Genomic DNA, 25,132 nt, shown 5'->3' with positions numbered 1-25,132 from the left:
GCACCTGCGGGGCGAACTGTGAAGGGGATCCAGATCGAGAGGAACTTCACGCAGTTCGTCGTATTCGCTGAAGACACGATCCTCTCCGCCCTCAGCAAAATCACCGCCAATCAGTCGCGGCTGATTTTTGTGGTGTCGGAGTCCGGCATCTTGCAGGGTGTTCTCACCGATGGCGATTTCCGTCGCTGGATTGCAAGTTGCGGTGACATCGATTTGAACCGTCCGGTAACGGCGGCGATGAACCCCGACTGCCGCAACGCTGCTGAGGGCACGCCTCCTGCAGAACTTGCAGGTCTGCTGACGTCGCGGATCATTGCCCTGCCATTGCTGGACAGCCACGGCCGGATCGTGGCGGTCGCGTTACCAGCCACAGACGGTTTGCAGCTTGGCTCCCGCCGAATCGGTGATGGAGAGCCCAGTTTCGTGATTGCCGAAATCGGCAACAATCACAACGGTGATGTTGCAATAGCGCTTCAGCTGATTGATGCCGTCCATGCGGCTGGTGCGGACTGCGCCAAGTTCCAGATGCGGGACATGTCGAAGCTGTACAGCAACGCCGGCAACAGCAATGACATGGCCTCGGATCTGGGGACCCAGTACACCCTGGATCTGCTGGAACGGTTCCAGCTGAGCGACGATGAGTTGTTCCGCTGTTTCGACTACGCCGCCTCAAAAGGGCTCGTGCCGCTGTGCACCCCCTGGGATGAGACCAGCCTGGAGAAGCTGAATGGCTGGGGCATGGAGGGGTTCAAGGTGGCCTCCGCCGATTTCACCAACCACGCGTTGATCAGCCAGTTGGCCGCCACCGGCAAACCGCTGATCTGTTCCACCGGTATGGCCAGCGAACTGGAGATCCGCTCCGGCATCCGTCATCTGCAGCAGGAAGGGGCGAATTACGTGCTGTTGCACTGCAATTCCACCTATCCCACGCCGTTCAAGGACGTGAACCTGCGCTACCTGGAACGTCTGCGGGAACTGGCGGATGCACCAGTGGGCTATTCGGGCCACGAGCGGGGGATTGAGGTGCCGATCGCGGCGGTGGCGATGGGGGCCTCGGTGATCGAAAAACACATCACCATCGATCGGGGCATGGAGGGCAACGACCACAAAGTGAGCCTGTTGCCTGATGAATTCGCACAGATGATGCAAGGCATCCGGCGGGTGGAGGAATCCATGGGCCAGGGCGGCGAACGCAGCATCAGCCAGGGCGAGATGATGAACCGTGAGGTGCTGGCCAAAAGCCTCGTGGCTGCATGTGATGTGCCGGCCGGGACGGAGATCACCGAAGCGATGGTGCGCATCCAGAGCCCGGGCCAGGGTCTGCAACCCAACCGGCTGAAAGATCTGATCGGTCGGCGCTTACCCGTGGCCAAGGCTCAGGGAGAGGTGTTCTTCCCATCCGATCTGGAAACGCCGGCGGCGACTCCACGCCACTACCGCTTCAAACAACCGTTTGGTCTGCCCGTTCGATATCACGACATCAAGGTCTTTTCTGATGTAAGCAACCTCGATCTGGTGGAGATCCACCTCAGCTACAAAGATCTGGAAGTTGACCTCAATCAGGTCCTTCCGGATCGGCAAGGCATCGGCCTGGTGGTTCACGCACCGGAGCTATTCGCCGGCGACCACACCTTGGACCTCTGCACGGAGGACTCGATCTATCGGGACCACTCGATCGCCGAACTGCAGCGTGTAATCGACATCTCCAGGGATCTGAGGACTCGCTTCCAATGCCCAGATCCGGTGTTGCTGGTGACCAATGTGGGCGGCTTCTCTGAACACCATCACCTCAACCGCAACGAGCGTGAGCCCCTGCGCGAGCGATTGATTGCGAGCTTGCAGCAACTCAACACCGCTGGCGAAGTAGAGATCATTCCCCAGACGATGCCCCCCTTTCCCTGGCACTTCGGTGGGCAACGCTTTCACAACCTGTTCGTGGACCAGGATTTCATCCGCCAGTTCTGTGAAGAGCAGGGCATGCGGGTCTGCCTAGACGTCTCCCACTCAAAACTCGCCTGCAATCATCAACACATTCCATTTCGTCAGTTCCTCGATCAGATCCTGCCGTTCACAGCCCACCTGCATCTGGCGGATGCCAAGGATGTGGACGGTGAAGGGTTACAAATTCACGATGGTGACATCGACTGGGTGCAGCTGTTCGAGCAGATTCATCACCATTGCCCCAAGGCCTCGTTTATCCCCGAGATCTGGCAGGGTCATAAAAACGGGGGTGAGGCTGCCTGGCTGGCCCTCGAACTACTCGAAGCAGCTGCGACGGCATGAGCAAGTCGCCTCGGCACTTCATCCTGTTTCGGGACATTCCGCTGTTGTACGGGCGCGTCCCGAAAGTGGCCAACTCCTCGATCAAAACCACGCTGTGCAAACTGTTGTCCAATCGTCCCGATGGAGGGATCAAAACGACTGCTGATCGATTCTGGCGTGAAAACACCCATGGTGAGACCCAGTTGGTCACTCCTCAGCAGGCCAGACGACTGCGTTCTAGCCACTTCAGTTTCAGCTTTGTTCGTAATCCGTTCGACCGGCTAGTAGCCGCCTACAACAACAAGATTCTGGAAATTGAGGATGTGCCGATGCCCATGAAAACAATGGGCCTCCACCACGGCATGGCCTTTGATCATTTCATCGAAATTGTCTGCAAGTCCGATCCTGAGCTGATGGACAACCATGTTCGTCCGCAGGCCGAGATGTTGCTTTGTGCGAACAAACTCGTCCCCAAATTTGTCGGGCGCATGGAACATATGAATGATCATTGGAGACGCTTACGTCGCCGGATGAAATTGGAGGGTCTCCCCACGCTTGGGGCCATCCCACAGAAAAATGTCCGTCGCGAAGGGCGTAGTGATATTCGCGTGCTGTTCCATTCCGCAGCGCTGATTGACAGAGTCATCGAACGCTATGAAGAGGATTTCAAGCACTTCTATGGTGACTACAGCGTCGACGCCCTGCTCGACGGCCATCAACTTAACAAGCTACCCCCTCTCCAACGAGGCGTGGTCAAGGCCAAGAAGCGTCAACGCACAAAACAAAATGCTTGATCAACACATTTGATATGACATCCAACTCGAGTTCCATAAAATTGATCCGCATTGGACTTCGCGGCAAGCATGCCGAAATCGTAGCTCAGCATCATGATTCTCTCCCCAATTTCATCGTTATTGGCGCCGCCAAATCTGCCACAACAACCCTCACAACAATCCTGCCGCAACATCCAGACGTCTTCATCAGCAAACCCAAGGAGCCCAAATTCTTCGGTCGTTATTACAAAAAGGGCTGGGACTGGTATGCCTCGAGATTCAGAAAGGGCAAAGATTTTCCGTTGAGGGGAGAAGGCAGCACGATGTACGCCAGTGGCCTGCACTCCTTTAGTCGAACACCAGAGTTAATGCATCGATACCTGCCAGATCTCAAATTGATTTATATCGTTCGTCACCCGCTAGACCGAATTGTGTCCCAATGGCGTCACTACCGAGGTCGCAATCCAGACTGCGCTGACTTCAGCGAACTGATGCGTGACCGCCACCTGCGCAAGCTGATTGTTGGCTGCTCGATGTACTACCAGCGCCTATCTGCCTTCCGTCGTTTTTACCCAGATGACCAGATTTATTGCATGACCTTCGAAGATCTCCTCAGCTCACCCCGGCGTTCACTACGCAGCATGATGCACTTTCTTGGCGTCAAACCAAGGGTTAAGAGACTTTTAGACGCCAATGGTCAACTGCCCAAAGAAAATCAGGCCGGAGACAAAGGGCGAGGTCACGTTGAGAAACCACAGTGGAACGACGGATTGAAACGCCGAGTTCTGCGACGTATCCGCCCTGACAGCCTACAAATGCTGGCATATATGGGAAAACCCAGCGATTACTGGGACCTGTGAGCGAGCGTCATTTCATTCAGTTTCGCGACCTGCCTCTGCTTTATGGCCGAGTCCCAAAAGTTGCGAACAGCTCGATCAAAGCTTGTCTCTACCGGTTACTGACGACTTCACCCGAGAAGGGATTACGCACCACCTCGGACGCGTTCTGGAGCAAAGGCACCCATGGAGAGACCTCCATGGTGGACAATCACTCCGCACGCATGTGCCGTGGCACGCACTTCAGCTTCAGCTTCGTGCGCAATCCATTTGATCGACTGGTATCCGCCTACAACAACAAGATTTTGGAATTGGATGACGTCCCTGGGCCAATGCAAGCCATGGGACTGAAGCACGGCATGGCTTTTTCAGCTTTTCTGGAATGCATTGCGACGACGAGCGATGCTGACCTTGATGTGCATCTGCTACCTCAAAGCAACATCCTTTGCCTCGATGGTCAACTCATCCCCAGTTTCATTGGACGCCTGGAAACCATGGAGAGCGATTGGCAACAGTTGCAACGACGCTTGAGACAAGAACGATTGCCAACTCTCGGCAATCTTCCCGAAAAGAATCGTCGTCGAGGTGACGATCACAACGACGTCGTTCGGTACTTCGAAGACTCAGGACTCGTCCATCTCGTCGCTGATCGCTATGACAACGATCTGAAGCTGTTTTACAGCGATATCGACCTAGACCATCTCAGTCGCGGTCAGCTCAACTGATCAATCTCCCTCACCCTGATCAAGTGGGGAGAGATGAATCACTTCAGCGAGAACCAGAGCGCTTGCGCACAACCCGCGGCGTCGACCGGCTGTTGTCGCTCTCGTCTTGCTCGACAGTTTTGTCTTCCCCATCCTCCAGCTGCTCGGTCTCATCATCCGGCTCCTGGTCGGCGATCAGCCCAAGGACCATGGCAGCTTCCAGTTGATCACTGACATCACCAATGATCATCAGGGCTTTGAGAACAAGCTGAGCGCGAGGCGCCTTCGGCAGCCCAGGCCGCAGTTTCTTGGTCGTGTTCCACAGCTCCAATGCGACTTCTTTGAGAAGCGCGTGATCAGCGGCCATTCCTTCGCCCTTTCAGTTCGCCAACGATCAGCCTACTGAGCAGTGCGGCCTTATCCCTTAAAGATTGAAAAGGGCCCTTCCAGGCCCCATGAGTCATTTGGGTGATAGCACTGAAATTAGCTCAGTCAGCGCAACGCGTTTCAGGACAAAGCCTTTCCAGCACTGTAGTTCTAGATAGCTGTCAGTTGCGCTGGAGAGTCGCGGAGAGTAGTTTTATCCCGAGTTTTATCCCGAAACGTGCCTCGGCAGTCCAAGAAGCAGCCTTGGGAGAGAGCGCTGCAAGCCACGGCGCATTGGCGTGGTTGGGGCCTGTCTGAGCACTACGGGAGGTCCGCCTCAAGCTTCAATTCCCACCAGGCGCTTGTGTCGCAAACGCTTCAGCAACGCTTCCCTATCCCTGGGACGAAACATCCATTGGGCCGGTTCAAGGGCTTCTGAACCGCATCTATGGGCCAGTCATGGAAGGTGGCGTGACTCTCATGGCAGCCATCGCCGACGTGCTCGCGATCAGCGATCACAAAGCAGAGGAGGTCATGACCCCTTGGCCTGGCATCTTCAACGCCTTTCGCCACCACAAGATCAACCTCGGAAACCGCATCGCACCGAAGACCTTTGAGGCCAGCTATGGGCGCTATCTGAGTGTGGCCCTGGTGCATCTACAAGGCCGGAAAGCTGCCCAGACGGGCAAGGAGCTGATGGAGAAGGTGCTGACCCATCCGAGGTTCAATCAGAAGCCAGGCAAGAAACACGGCGAGGAACTCAAACCTTGGATCGAAATGCCAAAGTCCCGGCTGGAGTGCTGCCTGGCGCTGAAAAAGTACCTGGAATATGCGGTCGCTGAGCACCGGCAACCTCAGGCGTTCATTGTTCCCGAGAAGGACTATTTGAGGATCCGTGGCGCTGATGGCAAGAGCAGGAAAAAGGCCGTCCTCACCGATGCCGAGGTGCTGGAGCTGATCCGAGTGCTCCCGGAGACCTGGGGCAACATCATCAAGATCTGCCGGGTTTTCGGTGTCCGCTCATGGGAGGTGGCGTTCATCACAAGAGCCACCAACGACGACGACGAACCCCAGCTCCGTGTCACAAAGGGCAAGACCTACAACACCCGCGGTGGAGTGAAAGAGGAGACAGACCCACGATGGCTGGAGGCCGTGGCCGTCGATGGCAGCACCTTCAACCTGGTGGAAAGTTGGGATCAGCTCAAGCTGCCGCCCACTGTCAGCGGCAAAACCCTGGGTAATGTCCTACGACGCCTGCCCTACTGGCAAAAGCTGATGGGCGAGTACAAAGCAAGAGGCGAGTGGCTCCGGCCCTACTCATTCAGGGACACCTTCAGCGTCCGAGCGCACGGGATCGTGAAGGACGACACCCTGATCGCTGCAGCCATGGGCCACACCGTTGAAGTGCATCACCGCAGCTACCGAACCTCAGAGTGGCGAAGTGTTCGGAAAGCATTCGCGAAGGCAAGTTAGTCAAGATGCGATGAGTCACCAGAAGCAACCGGCTAAGCGCAAGAGGTAATAAAAAACCCGCCATTGCTGACGGGGCTATGGGTTTGCAGTTGAAGCTTTATCAAGCAAGCAGTGTGATGTCTTCAACAGTTAGCTCAGGCTTTCCCTTCAGGATTGCCACAAGACCGCCTTCATCACTGTTTCCCCAGTTCTTCTCTGCGCCATTTCCATCGAAGTAGAGGCGACCTTTCTTCGCAAAATATACAAAGTCGTAATCCTCCTTGGACATTTGTTTGAATTCCTTCTTACTCCTAGTCGATGCAAAGCTGATATCGGAGACACCTTTCAAGCCAGGGAAAGCAATGTAACTGACGGCAATTGTGTCGCCTTGCGACGCATTAAATCCAATGATATTGTCAGCAGATTGCTTTGTGAATGCTTCAAATGAATCGAAAGTGAAGGCATCTGCAACCTTCGTTCCTTTTAATTTACCTTTGCCACTAACCGATTCAATGATGCCGTCATAAGGTTCCGGCTTAGCTTCTGGGTTGGGCTCAGGTTCAGGTTCTGGAGTAGGTGTTGGAACCGGAGCAGGAGTTGGTTCTGGAGTAACTGTTGATGCATCCCATATTTGTCTCAAAGCGCGCTGATCTACATCCTGGAACCAATCCATCGTTTTACCGCTGGCATCTAAACTTTCATATCCCATTAATGTGTATTCAGTCATATCGTCTGGTCCATCAACTGCCCAGTCTCCATCATCTTTGTCCCAAGGATGTTCGAGGCCAAGCAAATGGCCAAGTTCATGAATAAAAATCTTTTTCCACTCGGATTTTTCCCATTCGTCATGCGTGTAATTATCGGGATTGTCATGGGCATCTGGATATTTACTACCGTCCAGGCCGGATTGATATGTCATTGATAAATAAATATCAGTAATGCCGTCCCAGGGACGAATCCACCAGCCATTAACGGCATCCGCATTAGGAACGGTCGTTAGCTTTATTTGTGTGTCTGAAAGCTGTTCATATTCCACCTCGTTAAGGGTAATATCAAATTCCGTGTTGACTATCTCCATGGCTTCACGCATTACTTTATATTGCCATTCAGCCGGCTTTTTAGTTATAGTTTTCACGTCCTCTTGCGCTCTATCATCCCATGCTGTGTGAGGCTCTCCTCCTGGTGATATATATATGTTCAGGATTAAGTCGCTGCCGACAACAGACTTCATATCGTCAATTTCGCCTTGAGACATAATTAGCTCAATTGGCTCAATCTGTTTCATTGTTAATTTGCAACATACAAAATATTAGAATTGACTTACGCTGAGTCAATCAATGTGACTATTTCTTGACATCACCCCTCCTAAAGGAACAGGGCGATGCGGGTGTCTTGAAGCATTGGTCAGACGTGACTGCCTGAAGTGTTCCCCGCTGCAGACCTAACGACTAACCCACCGCCATAACATTCCCAGCACGCCTTCAGGGCAGTCCCGCACCACACACCGCTGCTGCATTTCCTTGCAGTGCTGTGAGTCGATCTCATCAGGCAGCGTCTCCAGCCCCCCTAAACCCTGCTGTAACCAAGCTTGGTTTGAAAGAACTTGAGCGGAAGGCCGAACGACTCCATCAGTTGCCGACACTCATCACCAACAGTGCCGTAGACCTCAACGCTGAAGCCATCTCCAAGCTCAGCATGTTTCTGCATGTACTCCTGAACAGGTGGGTTAGAGACGTGGGCGCTAAACGCCTCATCGTTGGCGTAAACCTCGGACCACACAAAAGCCAAGGGATCGTCTGGGTCCTGATCAAAGGTGTGGTGAATCATGCCCGGCTCAGTCGCCTGAACAGCTGCGTCGGTGATGCGGGCAAGCTCCAGATATTGGTCAACACAATCTGGCTTGACGTGCATTCGCGCCAGCAACATGAAGGGTGTGGACTTGTCGAAACGGGCCATTGGCTCTCAGGCGGTGCCTGAGTCTTCCATGGATTTAGGCAGGTGTCTGCTTATCTGACAGGCGGTGAACATCGCCGCCATCCGGTTTTGACCATTATCTCCCAAGCCTCAATGGCCTTGTGTCTAGCCATCCGTCGACACGTCTCAGGAATCGGGGAATCAGGCGGGCGCCAGTAATATGTTATGTCAAGAATCTTAATTACTCCTGCCATGAGAATTTTTACTTTAGTTGACAATTGACAAGCAACAAGAGCTAAAAGTCATCCCAACCCTGATCGTCGGCGCTTTCGCTACCTCTGCGCTACTGGAGGTGGCAAATTTAGTGTCTATTGATACGCCTGAACAGATATCTGGATCGACGTCTAAGTACCTGACGGTTGTTGCTCCTAATGGTCGCTACAGCAACTCCAAAGCCAAAACCGATCATCAACGTCAGGAAGTGAGTCACGACCTATACGACACTGAATCTGCGGTTGACTTTCTACACCTTCTGGGCTGTGGATTCTGTGATCCAGTTATCCTTTTTTCAACGTGCGGTCCGCACCTTGATCCTGCTGGGCTTTAGCGCATCCTGAAGGAGATTGTGCATGCTGCTGATCAGATGACAGCAGAAGTGATCAAAGCCTTCACAGGTGCAGGGCTGCTGTGAAAGATCAGGAGCTGACTAACTAACGGGCGTGTTTCAGCAGCAGAAGCTCTCCATAGAAGAGAGCCATGGCGCCAACGATGGCCAAGCACAGTGTTGTGGTGAGAAAAACTTCGTGGAACATCTGTTCCTCTTTGTATATGACCTTGGTCTAGGACAAATGGTCAGTGTCTGTAGCTCTCGTTACAAGTCTGAATGGAGTAAAAACCGGCCACCATGTCCGTTCAACACAAAGGGACAGTCATCCCAATCCTGATCGTTGGCGACGTGGGCGATTGCTGGGAGGCATACGTTGCCGGTGGGCTGAAGCGCATCCCGAAGGAGCTGTTTCATGAATCCAGTCTGGCGCAGCATGACCACAGAACAACAAACAACAAGGGGTGTCTCCCCAAGTAGGAAAAGTCCTACGGGCGGTAGTAGTGGTGCTGTGGTCGCCCCTTGCTGCTGGCCGTGACACGCTGGATCTGCTCTTCTCCAAACATTTCAGCGCGGTAACGGCGAACCACTTCAGGCGAGGAGTAGCCAATAGCGCATGCAGCAGGGGTCGTTTCATTTCGTCATTGTGACGTGTGCTGACGGAGTAGTGGCTGCGGAGTCAAACAGTCGCAAGCGAAATTGCGGCAACTTGCAGTTCACGCCTAATCGTCCAACAGACCGCCAAGCTTTTCCTCTTCAATCGTGAGGAAATTTGATTCAGCGACAATAGTATTATGCCGCGTTGCGTTTTTCTATGGGAGTGAAGTCCCACCCGATTGGCGACTGTCTTTGATCCTGTTTACGGAGCCCCTCAAATATACCTTCAATTTCTTTGCAGGCATTACTATATGCAGTCCAACCCATCATTCTACGCGGATTCGCACGTCCACGCTTATCAATTGCCTGATCAACCGTTACCCCTTCTGTTTCTGCTTGTTCAAAGGCGCTAAGCAGTGGAATTTGTGCAATTAAAACTTTGATATCAAATCCCTGGAGTAAATCTTTCGCTTGCATCGCTGCAGCTTCTTTGCGTGCATCCACTTTGACAAGTAGTGCAGCATAGGGGACTTTGTATTGCCTCAGCATTTGTGACATCTCGACTGTCAATTCGACTGATCTGCTCTGGGTGGTCGTTGGTAGCACAATGCAATCAGCCCCCTCCACTAAGTTTTTCATCTCTTCTTCGTTACTGCTTGCTTGTCCATCTGTAATAACAATCTCTGCCGATCGAGTGGCTTTGGCTGCAGCTTCAATTGGCACTGTTGGAAAAGGTAAGAGACCTCTGGCTCCATAAGCAGTTGCTGAGCGGTTGCGGTCAGCATCAACCAGGATCACTCGTTTTTGCTGATGGCTCCAGCATGCTGCTAGATGCACACTGGTACATGTTTTGGCAACACCACCCTTCTGACCAAAGACAGTGATGAACATGAAGCAGCGGCTAGAGGCATTTTTATAAGGATCGCATTGATTCCCGGCAAGGCAATACGTGTTTATGCCCTTTTTTAACGATGAAAGTGTTGGTTGGTCGCGCTTGCCTCCACTCCTTTCCTGACAGGGCAATCCGCCGCATTCTCATGGCGTATCGCCTGAGCCAAGTCCGCAACACCACTTGCGGACGAGTCTCAGTTCCATTACTAGCCACAGAAGATGAATCGCGACTACGTCCAATGGCTTGAAAGCTTGCCTCGCAACCGTGGCGTCAAGGATCGGCAAATCCAAAGGACAGGAGATCGTGCCTGCTGTAGGGGGGCAAAAGTTTTTACCGCCCCTCCCCCCTTGTAAAAGGGGGGAGGCCCATAAATTCTGGACGTAGGCCATTCGGGTCATGAGATATGGGCCGCACATAATTGCAGTCACTGACGGGTGTTTCTCTTGATATGGGCTGTGTGTAGTGGTGTGTGTGTTGGGAGGAAAGAGAGTGATGCCACTTCTGCTGTCACCTGAACAGCAGCAAGCACCAGCCCCTTCGGGATGCGCTTCAGGCCACCGGTATCGCACGCCTCACATCAAGTGGCCGTGGCAGATCCTGTACGCTGAAAGTTTTCTCAGCGAAAACTTCCACAAAATCAACTTCACGAGAGATACTTACTAGTGGGCAGGCCAAAGCATGAAACGGGCTGTGTTTACCCTCAACGATGAGACTTCCAATCGATTGGGCGTTGGTGATGTGGATCGTCATGGGTAAAACCTTATTTACTTTGGTCTAGGCCTGCTCTTTCGGAGGAAGTCGTATCACATCTCACCAAACAAAAGCTTTAAGCCGCATCAACGCAACGTGTGATTTTCCTCTAACCGCTTAGGTGATTTAAAAAAGCCGTCACGCCAAGCAGCGATGGCCCGCAGAGGCTTGAGGAGCACTGTCAGCGCGACAGCAGATACAGGAATCATTGATCATCGCTCCAGATTCTGGACGCGGCAAACCGCCAAGCGACGATTGAACTAGCAGAGGCACCGAACGCAAGGAATGCGATCAGCATCTGGGAAGTGTTCATGGGTAACTGCCAAGAGAAGTTTTTATAGCTACTCACTTACGACTGGCGCTGTTGTTACAAACTAGGAGCAGCAACCACTGGTTACGAAACTCCCGTGTCATCACCACTAAGTAGCTGACCCAATAAATCTCTCTTAACACCATGACAATCACTACACGCCAACAACGCAAGCAACGTCGTAACGAGGCTCTACAGCTGATCAGCAGTGGTGTTCCACCAACTGATGCTGCGTCTCAGCTGACTATGAAGTGGGGGTGCAGCAGGCGAACGTGTCTGCGTGACATAGAAATGGCGACATACCCATGCAACTCACAGCATCAGGCGCGGGTGCGACGTATTCACCCTTCAAAACACCTTGGGCCACAGTTCTTCAGGTACTACAAGCGGTTATGTCGCAGCTAACCCTTCAGACTCATCGTCACTACGTCTGGGGTGACTTGTAGAAGAAGAATTACGTCAAGTAGAAAGAAAAGAGCTAAGCACCCGAAGCGGGTCAAAGCCAAACTGTAATTAAAGACTCCGATTTCTATGGTAAGGACTTGGCTTTTACTGGCGCTAATAGGTCCACCAGCAATGGCACAAGGCTTTCAAAAGCTTGATAGCACGCATGGCTGGTTGATCGAGAGAAAGCTCTCGGAACAGCAAGAGCCCATTTGCCGCGCATCGGTTACTGGCGGCGGGACCTGGTTCTCAGCAAGGGTGCACTTGAATCCCAATAATGAGCTAGTGATTCCTGAAGGCCTAACTGTTCCAACAAAGACATCAGTTAATGCAGCAATAGAGGCACTCCGCTTATGTCGCTCAAGCCTTCTCTACTTCTAGGAATTAATCGCAATCGCTATTATGTAAATGCAGTTCCGGAAAGAATTTAAAGCCAGTCAGAAATTCACTGATTTTTTCATGAAGTAATCGATTGCAAAGTCAGGCAATACTCTCGACATGATATATCCAGCATGCGCCAGGTATGTTACGAGATATCTTCTTTTTGGGCGATCACTTGTTAACGCATGAACTACCTTTTCTGCTACGTGCTCAGGCCTCAGCGTAAATAATTTATTTTTCTGAGATTTTCCCAATTTGCGTTTGAGGGTCTTTTTGTATTCACTATAAAAATAATCTTCTTTGGAGATTTTTTTGCGCAAGCTTTCATATGCATTCCCCCGAAAGCGGGAGAGAATGGGGCCAGGCTCTACAAGACTCAACGCAATGCCACTGTTGCGAAGCTCCATTCTCTGGGCGTTAGAGAGAGCTTCAAGTGCATGCTTTGAGGCACAATAGCCACCCACCATTGGTGCTGAGAGAATACCATAAATTGAACTAATATTAACTATTCTCCCCCACCCCTGGTTGCGAAATATGGGCACAAATTTATTTGTCAACTCCTGCAATCCAAAAACATTTACCTCAAATTGGGCTCTCAAGTTATCGCGGGTCAAGTCTTCAACAGCGCCAGGTATCGCAATGCCTGCATTGTTAACTATTGCGCCAATTCCCAGCGGAGTTTTTCGCATTAAACCCGACACGCAATTATCAATAGATATCGAGTCGCTTAGATCCAGCCGCAGGGCATCAAAGCCCCTGGAATGTAGCTTTTGGAGATCAGACTCTGATCTAGCAGTTGGAAAAACATCCCAACCGACTTCACGCAGGCAATTGGCTATACCTTCACCAATGCCTGAGGAGCATCCTGTGACTAAAGCAGTTTTAGAATGTATTTTTGATGCTTTCATTCAATGAACTCCGTAGTGGGAAATAGTGCCGAATGCAAGAAGGCGCTTCATCCTAGTAGAGATGCTGGATTGATTCTGACCTAAACAGTCGCAAGCTGTGTTGCGTCTAATACTGATGGGAATCTTGCGAATCTTTCCCAACTCCGATTTGGCCTTGATAGCTGTCAAATACAAAGGCTTTCCCATCAAAGTCTATTGCTAACACGTCATATTCTTCTATAGCCGAAGGCGTGGGTTTCATTCCCGGAGAGCCAAGTGGCATTCCTGGCACAACAAGACCAATGATATCTGGACTATCTTTTAGAAGTTTGTCAATCGACTCAGCGGGAACATGCCCTTCTATTAAATAGCCATCCACAAACGCCGTGTGACAAGAAGCCAGGTCAGGTGTAATTCCCTCGGTTGTCTTAAGTGAATTTATATCTTCAGATATATGGTCTATAACTTGATAGCCGGATTCGACCATTCTGGCTCCCCACTTTTTGCAGCAGCTACAGGACTTATCTCTATAAAGATTGATTTCTACACCATTCTTATTTTCACCTGGAACCATCATTTCTTCGGAAGATCCATGATTATGACCTCCGTGACTAAGTGCAGCAGGGGTGACAAGGATGCATCCAAGCATTAAGTATAGAAAGAATCTCATTGATTTTGTGAGAGGGTGATGGTGGTCCTTGGATATGGCCACGTGGAGTTTTCTAATATCTATTCTAAATGCAACGGTCGCAACGTGCATTGCGGAAAGTCAGCACCGTTAGGTACGGCTCGGGTGATGAGCCCGAAGACAGAGCCAGGACCTTCCCAGGACGCCATCAGGGCAGTCAAGCAGAGGCAGGCCTGCTAAGCGCAGTAAGCAATAAAAAACCCGCCATTATTGACGGGGCGACGGTTCAATTAAAACCTCAGCACCTTTGTCGATGACACGCACAACCAGCAATAGCCGCTATCGATTGTTTCATGGGCCATCGATTATTTATACTTACAATTTGCGGTCGTCAACTTTAGTTTGCCCTTTCTGGTTAGTCGTACAAAATCGACCTTGCACGTGCTCTTTTCTCCTTTAGGTGAGATTCTGTCCACTTCGCCGTTCTTGCAGACATAAGCCTTGACTTTCCCGTTATTCTTATATGTTCGGTAGCATTCGCTGACCGATTCAATGGTTATTCCATATCCATCATTCCAATTTATTTGGCTATTTAAGTAATTCTTAAATGATTGCGGGCTATCCACTGGGAATGCCTGTGCTGTCCCTCCGAAAGAACCAGTAGCAACGCCCATGATCAAGATCATTGCTGTTTTGATTAAATCTGCTTTGGTTCGCAAGGACATGGGTTTGATCATCGCAGACTCGGATTTAGCAACTGTAGGTTCTTTTGTCAGCTAGTTCTAGGCTGCCATATGTTGCGTGATTCGTTCGATCCGACCTTAGAACGATCAGAATGCCTGGAGTGGGTGATTGCCTGGCTGCTCCACCAAAAATAATTGAGGCTCACTCCTAGGTGCTACGCCACCATCCTGTCCCTCTCGACTCGTGTGATGAACAGGTAAATCCAATCCAGCAGCAACTCAGTCACGGCAGCTTCTCCTGGGTTTGAATGCCGCCATACAGCCACCGCTTGAACTTGTCAGGGTCATTGGCTTGCAGTGCTGCCACCAGTTCAGCCAGTAAGAACAGGGCGATGCGGGTGTCTTGAGGCATTGGTCAGACGTGACTGCCTGAAGTGTTCCCCGCTGTTGCGCTGGTGATGCAGTGGCAACGCAAAACAGGCGTTTTGGCCTGTTATGTGCCACGTCTCGTTACCGCCCAAAGCCAGACGAACACTCGGAGAAACCAGGTACATAGCAGCGAACTTCTCGTTTCGCGTGTTCGGTCCCTTGGCGGTTTTCACCGTCACGGCTAGGTCTGTTGGCTGGCGATGGTTGTTTCGTCTTCAATTCAGCCTCAAATGTCTACCGAAGTTCGTAACTGGGCCATCGTCGCCAAGGCAATGGAAGCAGCTGGTGCCACATCAAGTCAGATGTATGTCCGCGCCAAAGCATTGGCACAAGGCAAGCTCGACCCCATGCCCACCAGCGCCCCTGAAGCTCCATACAGCATTTCTGCAGCCTGAGTCATCACCGATTGATTAGCAGCCTTGCCATATCAGCAGGGCTGTACTCCTTTACGTATCTCTAATGACCAATCATGTCTTGTCAGTTGAGCAAAGGTTTCATTTGGAAGCAGCCTTCAAAGAGATCGATGGCTGCGAGGACATTGAAAAGCTCCGTGCTCTTACGAAGCAGATCATTACTGCACAGGAGAATGAAAAGGCATTTGCTCGCGAAGCGATGCAGCAGATCCGCAGGGAGATGGAAGCTTCTGCTCAGCAGCGGTTCGGATTCAACTGGGGCCAGAAGTAAAAGCTTGGATTCGCTTGATCAAGTCAGTGACTTTCGCCAGCTTCCTTGGTGGTCCATGTGAAAACCCCCGCCATTGCAAACAGGGTTGCATATATACGTGAGAGGTTTTGTCGTAAAATTTCGGCAGGTTAATCAATCAGGCATTCAAAAATAAGCAAACATCTCATCCTGTCAATTCTGTAGAAAAAATTTTTGCGAGCCAACAATTACAAAGCCGTCTATCAAGATGCCAGATCAAGATTGGGCAGGTCTTTGGTAGCCGCGAAAGTCACCCACATCACTGCAGTGCCTTTGCCAGTGTTTCCCATTGTGTGAGGAGGAGTTTTGGGGCCAAGAACAAAGGACTCATCCGTTCCCCACGATTGACTCGTTCCATCCTCCTTAGTTAAGGTCAATTCCCCCTGTTCGATGTAGCCAAGCAATGGCGTTGCATGAGTGTGAAGGGGAAAAGTTGCACCTTCCTCAAATTCAGCGCGCACTAGACGCATTTCAGCTTGACCGGAGGGATAGTTAAACGTATCTCCCTCAATAGTTGTGGATGAACTGAACATATCAGTAACTGTAATAGGTTCAGCGCTGGCAACAGCTGGAAGCATAAAAACAATTAGGGAAAAGAGCGTTGTGACAATGAAGATTAGCATTTTAAATAAATTTTTCTCACATTAACCTGATGGACGTCCACTCGTTTGTTGCCATCGATACGATGTAAAAATATTAGGATTTATGTAAATGGCTTGCCATGCGTAAGCCCGAAGACGGTTGGCTATCCGCACAACTTTCTAAAACCAATAGTTCAGAGGTCGCAACAGGTGAAGAAGAGACCATCATTAGGCAGCAGGGGGCGCTTGCCGCTGCCTGTGCAGGTTCATGACGCATGAGGAAGCCGACCATCGACTAGCCGCTGGCTGGCACGTCGACCTGGAGGAGGCCGATGCGCTCTGCTCAGCTCAACGCAAGCGCTACCTGCGGTTGGAACGGGAGCGGTTGCATACATTGGATGGACGAGGTCCAGACCCATGAGCCTTGGTTGGTCCGCCCGACGTGATCGCTGTGTGACAAAGCACACAGTTTGAATTGTTGAATTCAGGACATTGTCTGACTGGTACAGAAAAATTTGCAGCTTTTGTGCATTATTCGTTTGTTCTCCGCCTTACTTGCGGTGGCTGAATATTCGCTTAAAGAGCATAAGCAAGCAATGATTGCCTTTCGTCAGCTTGAAGAATGTGGCATTCCTTGTGAATGCCCACGTTGTAAGTCGGCTTATCACCGTCTGATGAGTATTCAGCGTCAGATGGAGGAACGTGAACTGCGTTTTGCCAGACCTTCTCGGCATTACGTGCAGTACGATTAGGAGTGTGATGTGAGTTCCTATCGCAATTTCCTAATTGAGCAGATCGAGATCTATCGATCGATGCTCTATCGAGAGGTATTTCTACCTCCAGATCCTCACGCCTGCGAGCATTGTGGACCTATTTTGCGAAAAATAGAGATATTGCAGATGGAATTTGCAAGTTCCGAAAATCAAACCGCTGCCTAATTTTTCGTCTCAAGCCAGGGCGTGATCGACAAGAAACACCAGGATCAGATCCGTGCCAACAGTTCAGTCATGGAACAAATCGAGGGTGGAACGCCCATGGTGATTTAGGCTTGTCGGTTGGGCACAGCTGATAACCCAAATCATCAGACCTTATGAGAAGTAAGTCGTGAAGGGTGACTTGCAGGATGAGCGTCCTGTTGTCTGTGTCCTCCCATACCAAATTCATAGGGCTTCATGGGAGATTTTCTGGAATCAAAAAATGACCAAAAGACTGTTGCCGAACACGCGGCTCGGCTCCATATTTGCTTTGCGCGGACATGGGGAGTTCATCCACACGCGACGGCCTCGGAAGAGCGATCCGAGAGCTGACAGAACACGTCTCCTGCGTGAGCGATCGTGGGAGACACCGTTCTGTGCAATGGAATCCTGAAAAGACCTGGTGCGTTCGCTGAGAAGTTCAATAGCGCGGCGAACTTGGTTGTACCGATGGTCGCATCGATCGGGGAGAACAGCGTTCTTCTCGCGGGGCCTCAGTAGCCCCCCTCCCTTATGAGCCGTAAGGCCCTGGAGGGTGCTGCCTGGATCGACATCGGCGACTGAGGCGGCCAAAAAGAAACCCCGGAGAGATCTCCGAGGTCATCAATCCTTTCGGCTGATCCCCATCACCCGGCCGGACTCGACAAAACTAACCGCGTTGGACTCATTTGTGCCACCTGGAACTGATTTCCTCAATTGTGTAGTGAAGTTCTGTACCGACTTTGACGACACCACATGTGGGGCTAGCCATCATGAAGTGACTGAGCCATATTTAGGTTTCCCCCATCACCCAGCCCGTTGTGCGAGTCACACCGGGTTTTTTTGTGCCCTAAAGCACTAGGGATGGTGCCATGAGCGGCTTTTGCGAGCCCCAGGCAAGATTTGGATCCACTGACCTTGTGGATAACTGAGTTCAAAAAGAAACCCCCGCCAAAGGCAGGGGTTCCGAAACGGCACGGGGTTGTGTCCTTGTTTCCAACCCGTGAGATTTTTCCTCACTAACGAACCATAGGCGTTCCAACAGTCACTGTGCCAGTTAGGCGGGGACAGCTTGTGGCTTGTCCGAAGCGATCAAGCCTCTACCCCAGGCTCCTCGCTCTTCTTCTGCTCAACCTGCTCGGGGGTTGCTTCGGCTGACTTGCTGTAAGAGCAACCGCCAGCGTTTGCCAAATTGGCGAAGGCAGTCATAACCATGATCGCGATGATCACGGAGCCGCCAATGAAGGCGAAGTTTGGGGACCGGTTCATGAGAAGTGGATCTAAGAGTCCGGTGACCCTACCCACTCAAATCAGACTCTTGGGACGATGTGAGTCACTAAGTCAGCTTTGACCCAGTTTATGACGACTGTATCGACGTCAGCCACCTGAAACAACGTTGGAACCTTTGGGTTCTTGGCACTGCCATCGACCCAAATCACATCAGCCATCCGCCAGGCCCCATCCGTGTCAGTGACGATCACGGTCATGCCTGCTTTGACATGCAGGGAAACGGGATCCGACTTTGGCGCTGCAACGGCGCTCGCAAGATCAACCGACACATTACTCTTGCCAATACACCAGTACTAGTACGACTGGCGGCCTTTTGCAACTACCGATAACTACGGGCAGGGTTGAGATCAATCTTCCGTGCAAGCACGAAAAATTGCCTCAAAAGCACGGGCATCCCTGACAGAGCGTCTGCCCTCTAAGCAGTCGGTCGATGGTTCGAATCCATCAGGGGCGTTTACGAAAACAACTCCTAGCAAAGGGGAAGGGCTGGCAGCTGCTGATCCCCACTCAAACCACTTAACAGGTGATCAGTGTTAGGCCCGACGTGCTTTAGTTCCTCAGCCGTCCAGCCTGGCCTGTCTCATTAGCTCATAGTCGAATCCCATTACCTTGGTCAAATAGAAGTAGCCGCCCCAAGCGACGACATTGATGCTGATGGCCCAGATGAAAAGTCTTCGTCTGGCCTTATTGGTGCTGTCTTCCATGCCCCCTACTTCTTGTTGAGGGCACGCCAGGCGACGTAGCTACCTCCGCCGAGCAGGGCCAGAGGTATAAGCATCTTGCTGAAGGCAAGCAGGAGGAGGCCTCCACCACCGATGAGGCCGACCTTCTTGACCATTGCCTGACTCTCGTCAGTCATGGTGTCCCACTTGGGAAGAGCCATTGCTACACCGAACCTGTATTGGGTTTTTAGAGGGTTTTGACTTAGGTCGCCACCAGGTCGATCAAGACAGTAGTGGCTACGGCTAGCGGAGAGTCTTATCCCACTCGACCTAGATGACCGCGGGAAGGTTCAGACGCCTCTCGGATACATCCGAAGCGTTCAAGATCCTCCAAAAACAGTGGTGGACCAGCACCAGAGAGAGCAGAGCCAAGCCATCAACCGAGCCCCAAACGCAAAGCAGTCGCCAGTTGTCTTCAAATGTCTTCATCAATACCACGATTCAAATATGCATTCAACATGATCTACTGGTCCGATTGGGTCAGGAAGATCACGTCGCGACAACCACGTAGCAAATCAAACAAATGAGTCGCAGAGGAATCCACCCACTTTTGATGGGTTTGGATAAGACCAAGCCAGTTCTCAAGCCAAAGCCCAAACCAGCCGAGGAAAAGCAGCCAGACCTAAGTGGCTATGAGTCCGCTCAAAGAAAGCGTTTTCTACGCGCTGAGGCAGAAGAGGCAAAGCAAGAGGACGCTCAAGCCAGGCGCAGTCTGCTGAATCTGGAACGTCAATCATGATCGATGTTTAAGACCACAGACATGTCGATAGAAGTTTTGTTCTCGATAACGTCAGATCAGTACTACTAAGGTAGACCGAGGCCTCGAAACGATGACTACCACCATTACCTCTATGCGTCGTCTTCTAGTAATTGTAGGAACTGCACCGGGCTTTTTTCTGAGCAATGGAAGGGTTATGGGCAGTGCATGAGTGATACGAGCGACAACGTCGAATGCGCTCGCGAACACGGTATCGATGAAAAGCTGGTCAATTAGGCCACCCCCAAGACCAGATCGAGGTGGGGCGGCGCCCAACGTGATCAATGTGTGACAAAGAACACAGTTTATGTTGTTGAGTTCCGCACATTGCTCAGGCCTGATACACTAAATGCCGGAGAATTCGACACAGTTGCTATACCTGCTCTAATGTATTTTGAATTGGCATCTACAAGAACAGATCGAGATCTATCGCTCAATGCTTTATCGAGAGGGATTTCTACCTCCAGATCCTCATGCCTGTGAGCATTGTGGACCTATTTTACGCAAAATAAAGATATTGCAGGAGGAACTTGCAAATTCCGAAAACCAAGCCGCTGCCTAATTTTTCGTCTCAAGGCAGGGTGTGATCGACAAAGAAAATCAGGATCAAATTCATACCATCAAAGAAACGCTCGAGCAGTTTGTGTGTGTGCTGTGGTGGTGGGAGGCAATATTTGTTGACTGTGCGGTCCGTCGGTAGTCTGAGATACAAGAAAATAAAAGTTCACGGAAGATTTTGTTGATCCCAAAAAACCTCGGGAGAAGTGTTGCCAGCTGATCCGCTCGACCCCATATTTGTGCAACGCGGTGATGGGGTCCTTCTTCCACTCGCGGCAGCCTCGGTAGAGCGATCCGAGAGCTGACAGAACACGTCTCCTGCGTGAGCGATCGCGGGAGACACCGTTCTGTGCCATAAACCTGAAAAGAGTTAGTGCATTTGATGCACAGCTATATATCAGTACGAGCTTGTGAATGCAGACACCGCATCGCTCGGGGAGAACAGCGTTCTCCTCGCGGTTCCGCCGCCCCACATCATTGCTTCGGTAAGGCTGCAGAGAGTCAGCCCAGCCGATAGAAGGGGCTGTCAGACCCTCGGACAAATGTGAGTCACGAGGTCAGCTGCTCATGCTCTCTTCAAGCTCGACATACTCCTCATCGCTGAGACCAGGAGTAATCGTCGCGGTAACGCCGAGACCCTTGGTCCAGGGGTAAGTGTGTTTCTGGACTGTTACGAGGTTGTCGGCCTCTACCAAAAGACAGCCACCACCGAGGTGAGGGTGGATCTGACGTGCCAACACCTTGAAGCCCGCGTACTCATCCATAGGCTTTCCGCCTTTGATGTAGTCAACGATCGCCTGCGTGTACTTCTCGTTGGTGGGATCTGGGGCGCACCAATTGATCAAGAAGCGGGCCATAAGAGGGCACTTAAATTCCCCGCGACCATGGCCTGACAAGCGCAAAAGCGATGTCGTGCTGGTTACACCAATAGCGGTGTCGATCAGACCCTTGGACAGATGTGGGTCACCAGGTCAGCGTTGATCCAGTTGATGGTGCCGATATCGACGTCAGCCACCTGAAACAACGTTGGAACCTTTGGGTTCCTGGCACCGCCATAACATTCCCAGCACGCCGTCAGGGCAGTCCCGCACCACACACCGCTGCTGCATCTCCTCGCAGTGCTGTAAGTCGATCTCTTCGGGTAGCGGCGCATAGCCCGACATCCAGACGTTGATCTGCCGATTCCTGACACCACGGTTATTTGGCAGTGAAGTAAGCCAGTCGATGTAGTCGCGGTTCATCTGTCGCCTATTTGTGATTAAGGCGGGACCGGCTCCTCAACAACCGGCCAATGTTGGAAGCGCAAACTCCAGAGTGCTCCGCTTCTTGCGGTGCTCCCCATGAGAGTGCTTAGAGGAGAGGTGCAGCAGGTTTGATGCCTTGGTCTCATCCTCCACCTTGGTCAGTAGGTTGACCAGGTTCCAGGTGTCTTGAGAAGACAGTTCGCCGTCGTCGCCCCACTTGAGCGATGAGAGGTCAGTGGGGGACATGGACGTAGGTTCGGGGGCGTTGAACCTAAGTGGTTAAAAACCATAAAAGTCCCCACTACGAAAGGACTTTTACTGAAGAAATAATGAAAATGGTTCCAAGTGATACCTATTGGGAGGGATTGATATTCACAGCGGCATGATCTGCTTGCCGTGCTTGAAAAAGATCGTCATCTATTTTCATTGAAAACTATTGATCTGAGTATCTGTCATGCCTTTAACCTGTTGGTAATATTCCAAAATCTCGCTTTCGTGATTTTCTAGACAAGATATTAAGGGTGCTAATTTCTTATTCATCTGGTTATAAAACCTTAATCGATTGCGCACTGCCTCGACTCCTGGGTAAGTCAATGCCATGCCATTAAATCTTTTGATCTGATCCACAACGCTGTGAAATGATTGTGCGTAAGGAGCACACGGATCGGGGGCTAGAGGTCTCGTCATCGAAGGACTAGCAATCAAGAGTAAGGGAATGGCGACCAAGAGGTTTTTCATTCTTGCTCTTGATCGGGAACTCGACTCACTAGGGCGGCGAGAGATATTAATCCTCCGGTTATCACTATCAGGGCACTTGCCTGGTCTCCCGTTTTGGTGATGCCAATCGCAAGCATCAGACCTGATGATGCGAATAGAGCAGACCTAATCCACTTGTTTTTAATATGCACTGACAAGTAATTAAAGGGTGAAGGTCTAATCAGTGAGGAAGACCTCGCATCATCCAAGACTCATACATAAAGATGAGAAGGAAGAAGAAGACAATTCCGATGACCAGTAGTTTTCCGTTCATTCCCAATCTTCTCTTTCCCAAGGCATAACGACGTTGCACTGATTCAGGTGCACCAGTTGAGTTTTTCGACAAGTACTGGACCGGAAACAGGATCCGTAACACCAAGATCAGCAGAGATCTCTTCAAGAAGGTCTCTTACAGAATCCAGATGAGCAATCATCTGAGGTCTTGCCGCCACAAGAGACTCCTTTTCCTTGAAGACCCCCGTGAAGACAAAGGATCGTTCACCTGTTTGGGCAAAATACCCATTCATATCTGTAGGTGCTTCCCACGCGCGAACTGCCTCGACATACTTTTCGACCTCGCCCTCCTTCACTATTGTCCGAACAGAAGTCAGAAACGACATAATCGATTAAATGATAACGATCATATCATCCATAGCAAAAAGAAAATGTTTCATAGATCACTCTTCCTCCCAGTCCTCCCCAACAGAGGCACATTTATAGAAGAGGATGTCTGACTGGTATTCAAGTTTGATTTTCTCTTACATATGACTTTGCCTCGTGGATGCAGGGGATGGTGTTTTCAGGACCATAACCACGTTGTTCTGGATTGTCTGTATCTCTAAACTCCAGTCATACGCTCCGTTTTGTGGATCTGGTTAGAAGTAGCGAGGTCCAGGTAACGGATTAACAGACCCAAATCGGAATTCAGGGGTGTTTCGGTGCCCCTTTTTTGGTGCTTGATCGCTCTTTGGGCGTCCAATCAGGTCAGCAGACGTTGGATTGCTTCTGGTTATCCACCAAACCCTGCTGATGATGCCCTGAGCAGTGCACAGGCGAGCCAGTCGACGAAAACCTTTGGATTACTGACCCAAGCAGATTCATCCCTTTAGAACCGCCACACCTAATGGTCGTTGGCGTCGATCAACCATCCTTCTCACATCAAGCCACCTCCGGGCACCAGCCATTCTCGCGCTCACGCCTTACAATCCACTAATAAATCGACGACAGCCTTCTGAGCGATAGCTGCAGACGCTCAAAAGTTGAGTTGACCTGACAGCCACAGCTCGTGCCACATTGCAGGAGGAGATGAGCTCAATGCCAAGAAGCAAGTCGTAAAGATGGCTCCGACCGTCAATCCAACGCCCATCACGATCAGTGCAGTAAGTCCTTGCTCGTCAGTCAGCGGACTGTTGTCTAAGAAACGGCGCTTCGCCATTGGCTGAATATTGCTCCCTACGTTCTGCCCCTTAAAATAGCTGATTAGCAACAGGTATCTATACTCATCAAACTACTACACGTATGGGCATTGGAAACTAATTGGAATAATCGTGGCTAGCTTCAGACAGTGCAGTCTTTTTGCGTAGTATCGTTTGCGACAGGAGTGCTCTGTTTAATCTCAGTACGGATAGTACGAAAATGTTTTGTGACAAAAAGCATTTTGCAGCGGTTCTCCGATAGCTAGAGTTAAAAAACCTTAATTTATCTCAATGGGCTCTCGAGTACGGCTCAGAAGCATGTCCGACTATGGGTATGCAGTTCTGTGGGAGAAAGTTCGAATTGAATATTTCACCAGTGTTGGTAATCAACAGCGCGCTGACCAATGCAAAAAATACCTGCAGGAGCTGGAGTGGCGCTTGGCCATGTTGCCTTCGACTGATCATCTTGAGCAGCTAGAGCAAAGCTCAGGTGATCCATTGGCAGATGCCGGCTGGATCCCCTCTGAGGAAAAACGTCAATTCCATGCAAAAAATAGTTAGCGTCATATTTTTCGTGGCAACTCACCGAATGAAACCAGTACATTAGTACTCACCTGGTATACCGAATTCAGCTCTGCAGTGATTGACATCGACTCTGTACTGAGTCCACTTTGTATTCTTTTGAGAAGCGGCCAGCACACATCCTTCATATGTTTTTGGTTCTTGCTTTTGTTGGTCATCTTCTTCAGCAGCTTTAGCTACTGGACATGCAACAGTGATTATCGCGCCAACAATAATCAGAAAGGATTTAATCTTCACTCCCTCATCCCATTGACTTATTATTTTAAACCGATGGTTACCTGCAGTGCGTTTGGTGCGTGAAGCGTCCACGGAAGTGAGCAGCAAACTGCGCATCCAGTTGTGGCTGCACAACCATTGCTCGCAATGCGTTCAACGCACCAACAGCTGAGGCGTACTGACCATCGCGTTCAGCCTTGGCCGCCAGGCGTTGATACTGCGTTGCCAACCAACCCACCATCTGCTGAAGATCAACCGAGTTCAAGGCGTTCGCTAGTTCACTCTGAGCGATTTCTAGGTCACGCAGACTCGTTCGCCTGCTGCACCCCCACTTCACAGTCAGCAGAGACGCAGCATCAGTTGGTGGAACACAACTGCTGATCAGCTGTAGAGCCTCGTTACGACGCTGCTGGCGTTGTTGTCCAGTAGTTATTGCCATGTTAG

At 50.9% G+C, this 25,132-nt stretch carries 29 protein-coding genes and 1 pseudogene; 10 read left to right on the top strand and 20 right to left on the bottom strand.

Annotation, left to right across the window (positions count from 1 at the left end; genetic code table 11):
* Positions 1-18: 18 nt before the first annotated feature.
* Genes SynA1524_RS02215 through SynA1524_RS02200 form a run of 4 tightly spaced genes read left to right on the top strand, consistent with a single transcriptional unit; the run spans position 19 to position 4,596 of the window.
* Positions 19-2,283 carry an N-acetylneuraminate synthase family protein gene (locus SynA1524_RS02215; protein WP_186498769.1) on the top strand — a complete coding sequence of 755 codons (2,265 nt, stop codon included), beginning with the start codon at positions 19-21 and terminating at the stop codon, positions 2,281-2,283.
* Complete coding sequence (locus SynA1524_RS02210) at positions 2,280-3,056, top strand: sulfotransferase family protein (protein ID WP_186498768.1); 777 nt, start codon at positions 2,280-2,282, stop codon at positions 3,054-3,056. The genes SynA1524_RS02215 and SynA1524_RS02210 overlap by 4 nt, the downstream gene beginning before the upstream one ends.
* Entirely contained in the window at positions 3,053-3,895 is an 843-nt protein-coding gene (locus tag SynA1524_RS02205) for a sulfotransferase (protein ID WP_186498767.1), read from the top strand. Before SynA1524_RS02210 ends, SynA1524_RS02205 begins: the two co-directional genes overlap by 4 nt.
* A complete protein-coding gene (locus SynA1524_RS02200) occupies positions 3,892-4,596 on the top strand; it encodes a sulfotransferase family protein (RefSeq protein ID WP_186498766.1) in 705 nt (234 codons plus the stop codon). The genes SynA1524_RS02205 and SynA1524_RS02200 overlap by 4 nt, the downstream gene beginning before the upstream one ends.
* 43 nt (positions 4,597-4,639) lie before the next feature.
* Here the strand turns inward: SynA1524_RS02200 and SynA1524_RS02195 are convergent, their stop codons facing one another.
* A complete protein-coding gene (locus SynA1524_RS02195) occupies positions 4,640-4,942 on the bottom strand; it encodes a TIGR03894 family protein (RefSeq protein ID WP_186498765.1) in 303 nt (100 codons plus the stop codon).
* A 470-nt stretch (positions 4,943-5,412) separates the two neighbouring features.
* Between SynA1524_RS02195 and SynA1524_RS02190 the strand changes: the two genes are divergently transcribed.
* A complete protein-coding gene (locus SynA1524_RS02190) occupies positions 5,413-6,414 on the top strand; it encodes a site-specific integrase (protein WP_222930501.1) in 1,002 nt (333 codons plus the stop codon).
* A 100-nt stretch (positions 6,415-6,514) separates the two neighbouring features.
* On the opposite strand, the gene SynA1524_RS02185 is transcribed toward SynA1524_RS02190, so the two are convergent.
* The 4 genes from SynA1524_RS02185 to SynA1524_RS02170 all read right to left on the bottom strand — a co-directional run bounded on the left by SynA1524_RS02185 (position 6,515) and on the right by SynA1524_RS02170 (position 10,399).
* Positions 6,515-7,648 carry a zinc metalloprotease gene (locus SynA1524_RS02185; protein ID WP_222930500.1) on the bottom strand — a complete coding sequence of 378 codons (1,134 nt, stop codon included), beginning with the start codon at positions 7,646-7,648 and terminating at the stop codon, positions 6,515-6,517.
* Between the two features lie 311 nt (positions 7,649-7,959).
* Positions 7,960-8,349 (bottom strand): putative quinol monooxygenase, encoded by a 390-nt coding sequence (locus SynA1524_RS02180; RefSeq protein ID WP_186498762.1) that lies wholly within the window; start codon positions 8,347-8,349, stop codon positions 7,960-7,962.
* Positions 8,350-8,399: 50 nt separating this feature from the next.
* A complete protein-coding gene (locus SynA1524_RS02175) occupies positions 8,400-8,561 on the bottom strand; it encodes a DUF1651 domain-containing protein (protein ID WP_186498761.1) in 162 nt (53 codons plus the stop codon).
* Between the two features lie 1,142 nt (positions 8,562-9,703).
* Positions 9,704-10,399, bottom strand: coding sequence for a nucleotide-binding protein (locus tag SynA1524_RS02170; protein WP_186498760.1), 696 nt, complete (start codon positions 10,397-10,399; stop codon positions 9,704-9,706).
* A gap of 1,380 nt (positions 10,400-11,779) precedes the next feature.
* Between SynA1524_RS02170 and SynA1524_RS02160 the strand changes: the two genes are divergently transcribed.
* Complete coding sequence (locus tag SynA1524_RS02160; RefSeq protein WP_286188721.1) at positions 11,780-11,899, top strand: hypothetical protein; 120 nt, start codon at positions 11,780-11,782, stop codon at positions 11,897-11,899.
* Positions 11,900-12,341: 442 nt separating this feature from the next.
* Here the strand turns inward: SynA1524_RS02160 and SynA1524_RS02155 are convergent, their stop codons facing one another.
* The 3 genes from SynA1524_RS02155 to SynA1524_RS12935 form a co-directional block, all read right to left on the bottom strand.
* Positions 12,342-13,193, bottom strand: a complete 852-nt coding sequence (locus SynA1524_RS02155; protein WP_186498759.1) for an SDR family NAD(P)-dependent oxidoreductase — start codon at positions 13,191-13,193, stop codon at positions 12,342-12,344.
* Positions 13,194-13,299: 106 nt separating this feature from the next.
* Positions 13,300-13,932 carry a DUF411 domain-containing protein gene (locus tag SynA1524_RS02150; protein WP_286188632.1) on the bottom strand — a complete coding sequence of 211 codons (633 nt, stop codon included), beginning with the start codon at positions 13,930-13,932 and terminating at the stop codon, positions 13,300-13,302.
* A gap of 834 nt (positions 13,933-14,766) precedes the next feature.
* The gene (locus SynA1524_RS12935) at positions 14,767-14,895 is read right to left on the bottom strand and encodes a hypothetical protein (protein WP_286188631.1); all 129 of its coding nucleotides are present in this window, start codon (positions 14,893-14,895) and stop codon (positions 14,767-14,769) included.
* A gap of 217 nt (positions 14,896-15,112) precedes the next feature.
* On the opposite strand from SynA1524_RS12935, the gene SynA1524_RS02145 reads away from it, so the two are divergent.
* Entirely contained in the window at positions 15,113-15,307 is a 195-nt protein-coding gene (locus SynA1524_RS02145) for a hypothetical protein (RefSeq protein ID WP_186499671.1), read from the top strand.
* A gap of 64 nt (positions 15,308-15,371) precedes the next feature.
* The gene (locus SynA1524_RS02140) at positions 15,372-15,596 is read left to right on the top strand and encodes a hypothetical protein (protein WP_186498758.1); all 225 of its coding nucleotides are present in this window, start codon (positions 15,372-15,374) and stop codon (positions 15,594-15,596) included.
* Between the two features lie 221 nt (positions 15,597-15,817).
* Here SynA1524_RS02140 and SynA1524_RS02135 read toward each other — a convergent pair whose 3' ends face one another.
* Positions 15,818-16,237, bottom strand: a complete 420-nt coding sequence (locus SynA1524_RS02135; protein WP_186498757.1) for a cupin domain-containing protein — start codon at positions 16,235-16,237, stop codon at positions 15,818-15,820.
* A 226-nt stretch (positions 16,238-16,463) separates the two neighbouring features.
* On the opposite strand from SynA1524_RS02135, the gene SynA1524_RS02130 reads away from it, so the two are divergent.
* Positions 16,464-16,616 (top strand): hypothetical protein, encoded by a 153-nt coding sequence (locus tag SynA1524_RS02130; protein WP_186498756.1) that lies wholly within the window; start codon positions 16,464-16,466, stop codon positions 16,614-16,616.
* 1,624 nt (positions 16,617-18,240) lie between these two features.
* On the opposite strand, the gene SynA1524_RS02125 is transcribed toward SynA1524_RS02130, so the two are convergent.
* From SynA1524_RS02125 to SynA1524_RS12870, 10 genes and pseudogenes are all read right to left on the bottom strand, one after another.
* Positions 18,241-18,417, bottom strand: a complete 177-nt coding sequence (locus SynA1524_RS02125; RefSeq protein WP_186498755.1) for a hypothetical protein — start codon at positions 18,415-18,417, stop codon at positions 18,241-18,243.
* A gap of 41 nt (positions 18,418-18,458) precedes the next feature.
* Positions 18,459-18,707 (bottom strand): DUF3104 domain-containing protein, encoded by a 249-nt coding sequence (locus SynA1524_RS02120; protein ID WP_186498754.1) that lies wholly within the window; start codon positions 18,705-18,707, stop codon positions 18,459-18,461.
* Positions 18,708-18,995: 288 nt separating this feature from the next.
* Positions 18,996-19,142: a hypothetical protein gene (locus tag SynA1524_RS02115; RefSeq protein ID WP_186498753.1), complete on the bottom strand. Its 147-nt coding sequence runs from the start codon at positions 19,140-19,142 to the stop codon at positions 18,996-18,998.
* A 5-nt stretch (positions 19,143-19,147) separates the two neighbouring features.
* Positions 19,148-19,297 (bottom strand): hypothetical protein, encoded by a 150-nt coding sequence (locus SynA1524_RS02110; RefSeq protein WP_186499670.1) that lies wholly within the window; start codon positions 19,295-19,297, stop codon positions 19,148-19,150.
* Between the two features lie 1,735 nt (positions 19,298-21,032).
* Entirely contained in the window at positions 21,033-21,332 is a 300-nt protein-coding gene (locus SynA1524_RS02105) for a DUF3303 domain-containing protein (RefSeq protein WP_186498752.1), read from the bottom strand.
* 83 nt (positions 21,333-21,415) lie between these two features.
* A pseudogene (locus tag SynA1524_RS02100) lies at positions 21,416-21,529 on the bottom strand (DUF3104 domain-containing protein); the annotation flags it as partial.
* Positions 21,483-21,716: a hypothetical protein gene (locus SynA1524_RS12930; RefSeq protein ID WP_286188755.1), complete on the bottom strand. Its 234-nt coding sequence runs from the start codon at positions 21,714-21,716 to the stop codon at positions 21,483-21,485. The gene SynA1524_RS12930 and the pseudogene SynA1524_RS02100, both read right to left, overlap by 47 nt.
* A gap of 36 nt (positions 21,717-21,752) precedes the next feature.
* Entirely contained in the window at positions 21,753-21,965 is a 213-nt protein-coding gene (locus SynA1524_RS02095; protein ID WP_186498751.1) for a DUF8633 family putative protein, read from the bottom strand.
* 827 nt (positions 21,966-22,792) lie between these two features.
* A complete protein-coding gene (locus SynA1524_RS02090; protein WP_286187779.1) occupies positions 22,793-23,065 on the bottom strand; it encodes a hypothetical protein in 273 nt (90 codons plus the stop codon).
* A gap of 662 nt (positions 23,066-23,727) precedes the next feature.
* The gene (locus SynA1524_RS12870) at positions 23,728-23,961 is read right to left on the bottom strand and encodes a hypothetical protein (protein WP_286188630.1); all 234 of its coding nucleotides are present in this window, start codon (positions 23,959-23,961) and stop codon (positions 23,728-23,730) included.
* A gap of 247 nt (positions 23,962-24,208) precedes the next feature.
* Here SynA1524_RS12870 and SynA1524_RS02085 point away from each other — a divergent pair, with 247 nt between their 5' ends.
* Positions 24,209-24,451 carry a hypothetical protein gene (locus tag SynA1524_RS02085; protein ID WP_186498749.1) on the top strand — a complete coding sequence of 81 codons (243 nt, stop codon included), beginning with the start codon at positions 24,209-24,211 and terminating at the stop codon, positions 24,449-24,451.
* 42 nt (positions 24,452-24,493) lie between these two features.
* Here SynA1524_RS02085 and SynA1524_RS02080 read toward each other — a convergent pair whose 3' ends face one another.
* A complete protein-coding gene (locus tag SynA1524_RS02080) occupies positions 24,494-24,781 on the bottom strand; it encodes a hypothetical protein (protein ID WP_186498748.1) in 288 nt (95 codons plus the stop codon).
* Positions 24,782-25,132 lie beyond the last annotated feature (351 nt).

Source organism: Synechococcus sp. A15-24, from assembly GCF_014280195.1.
Lineage (GTDB): Bacteria > Cyanobacteriota > Cyanobacteriia > PCC-6307 > Cyanobiaceae > Parasynechococcus.
The sequence above is the reverse complement of the archived record's forward strand: the minus strand, read 5'-3'. Positions and strand labels throughout refer to the sequence as shown.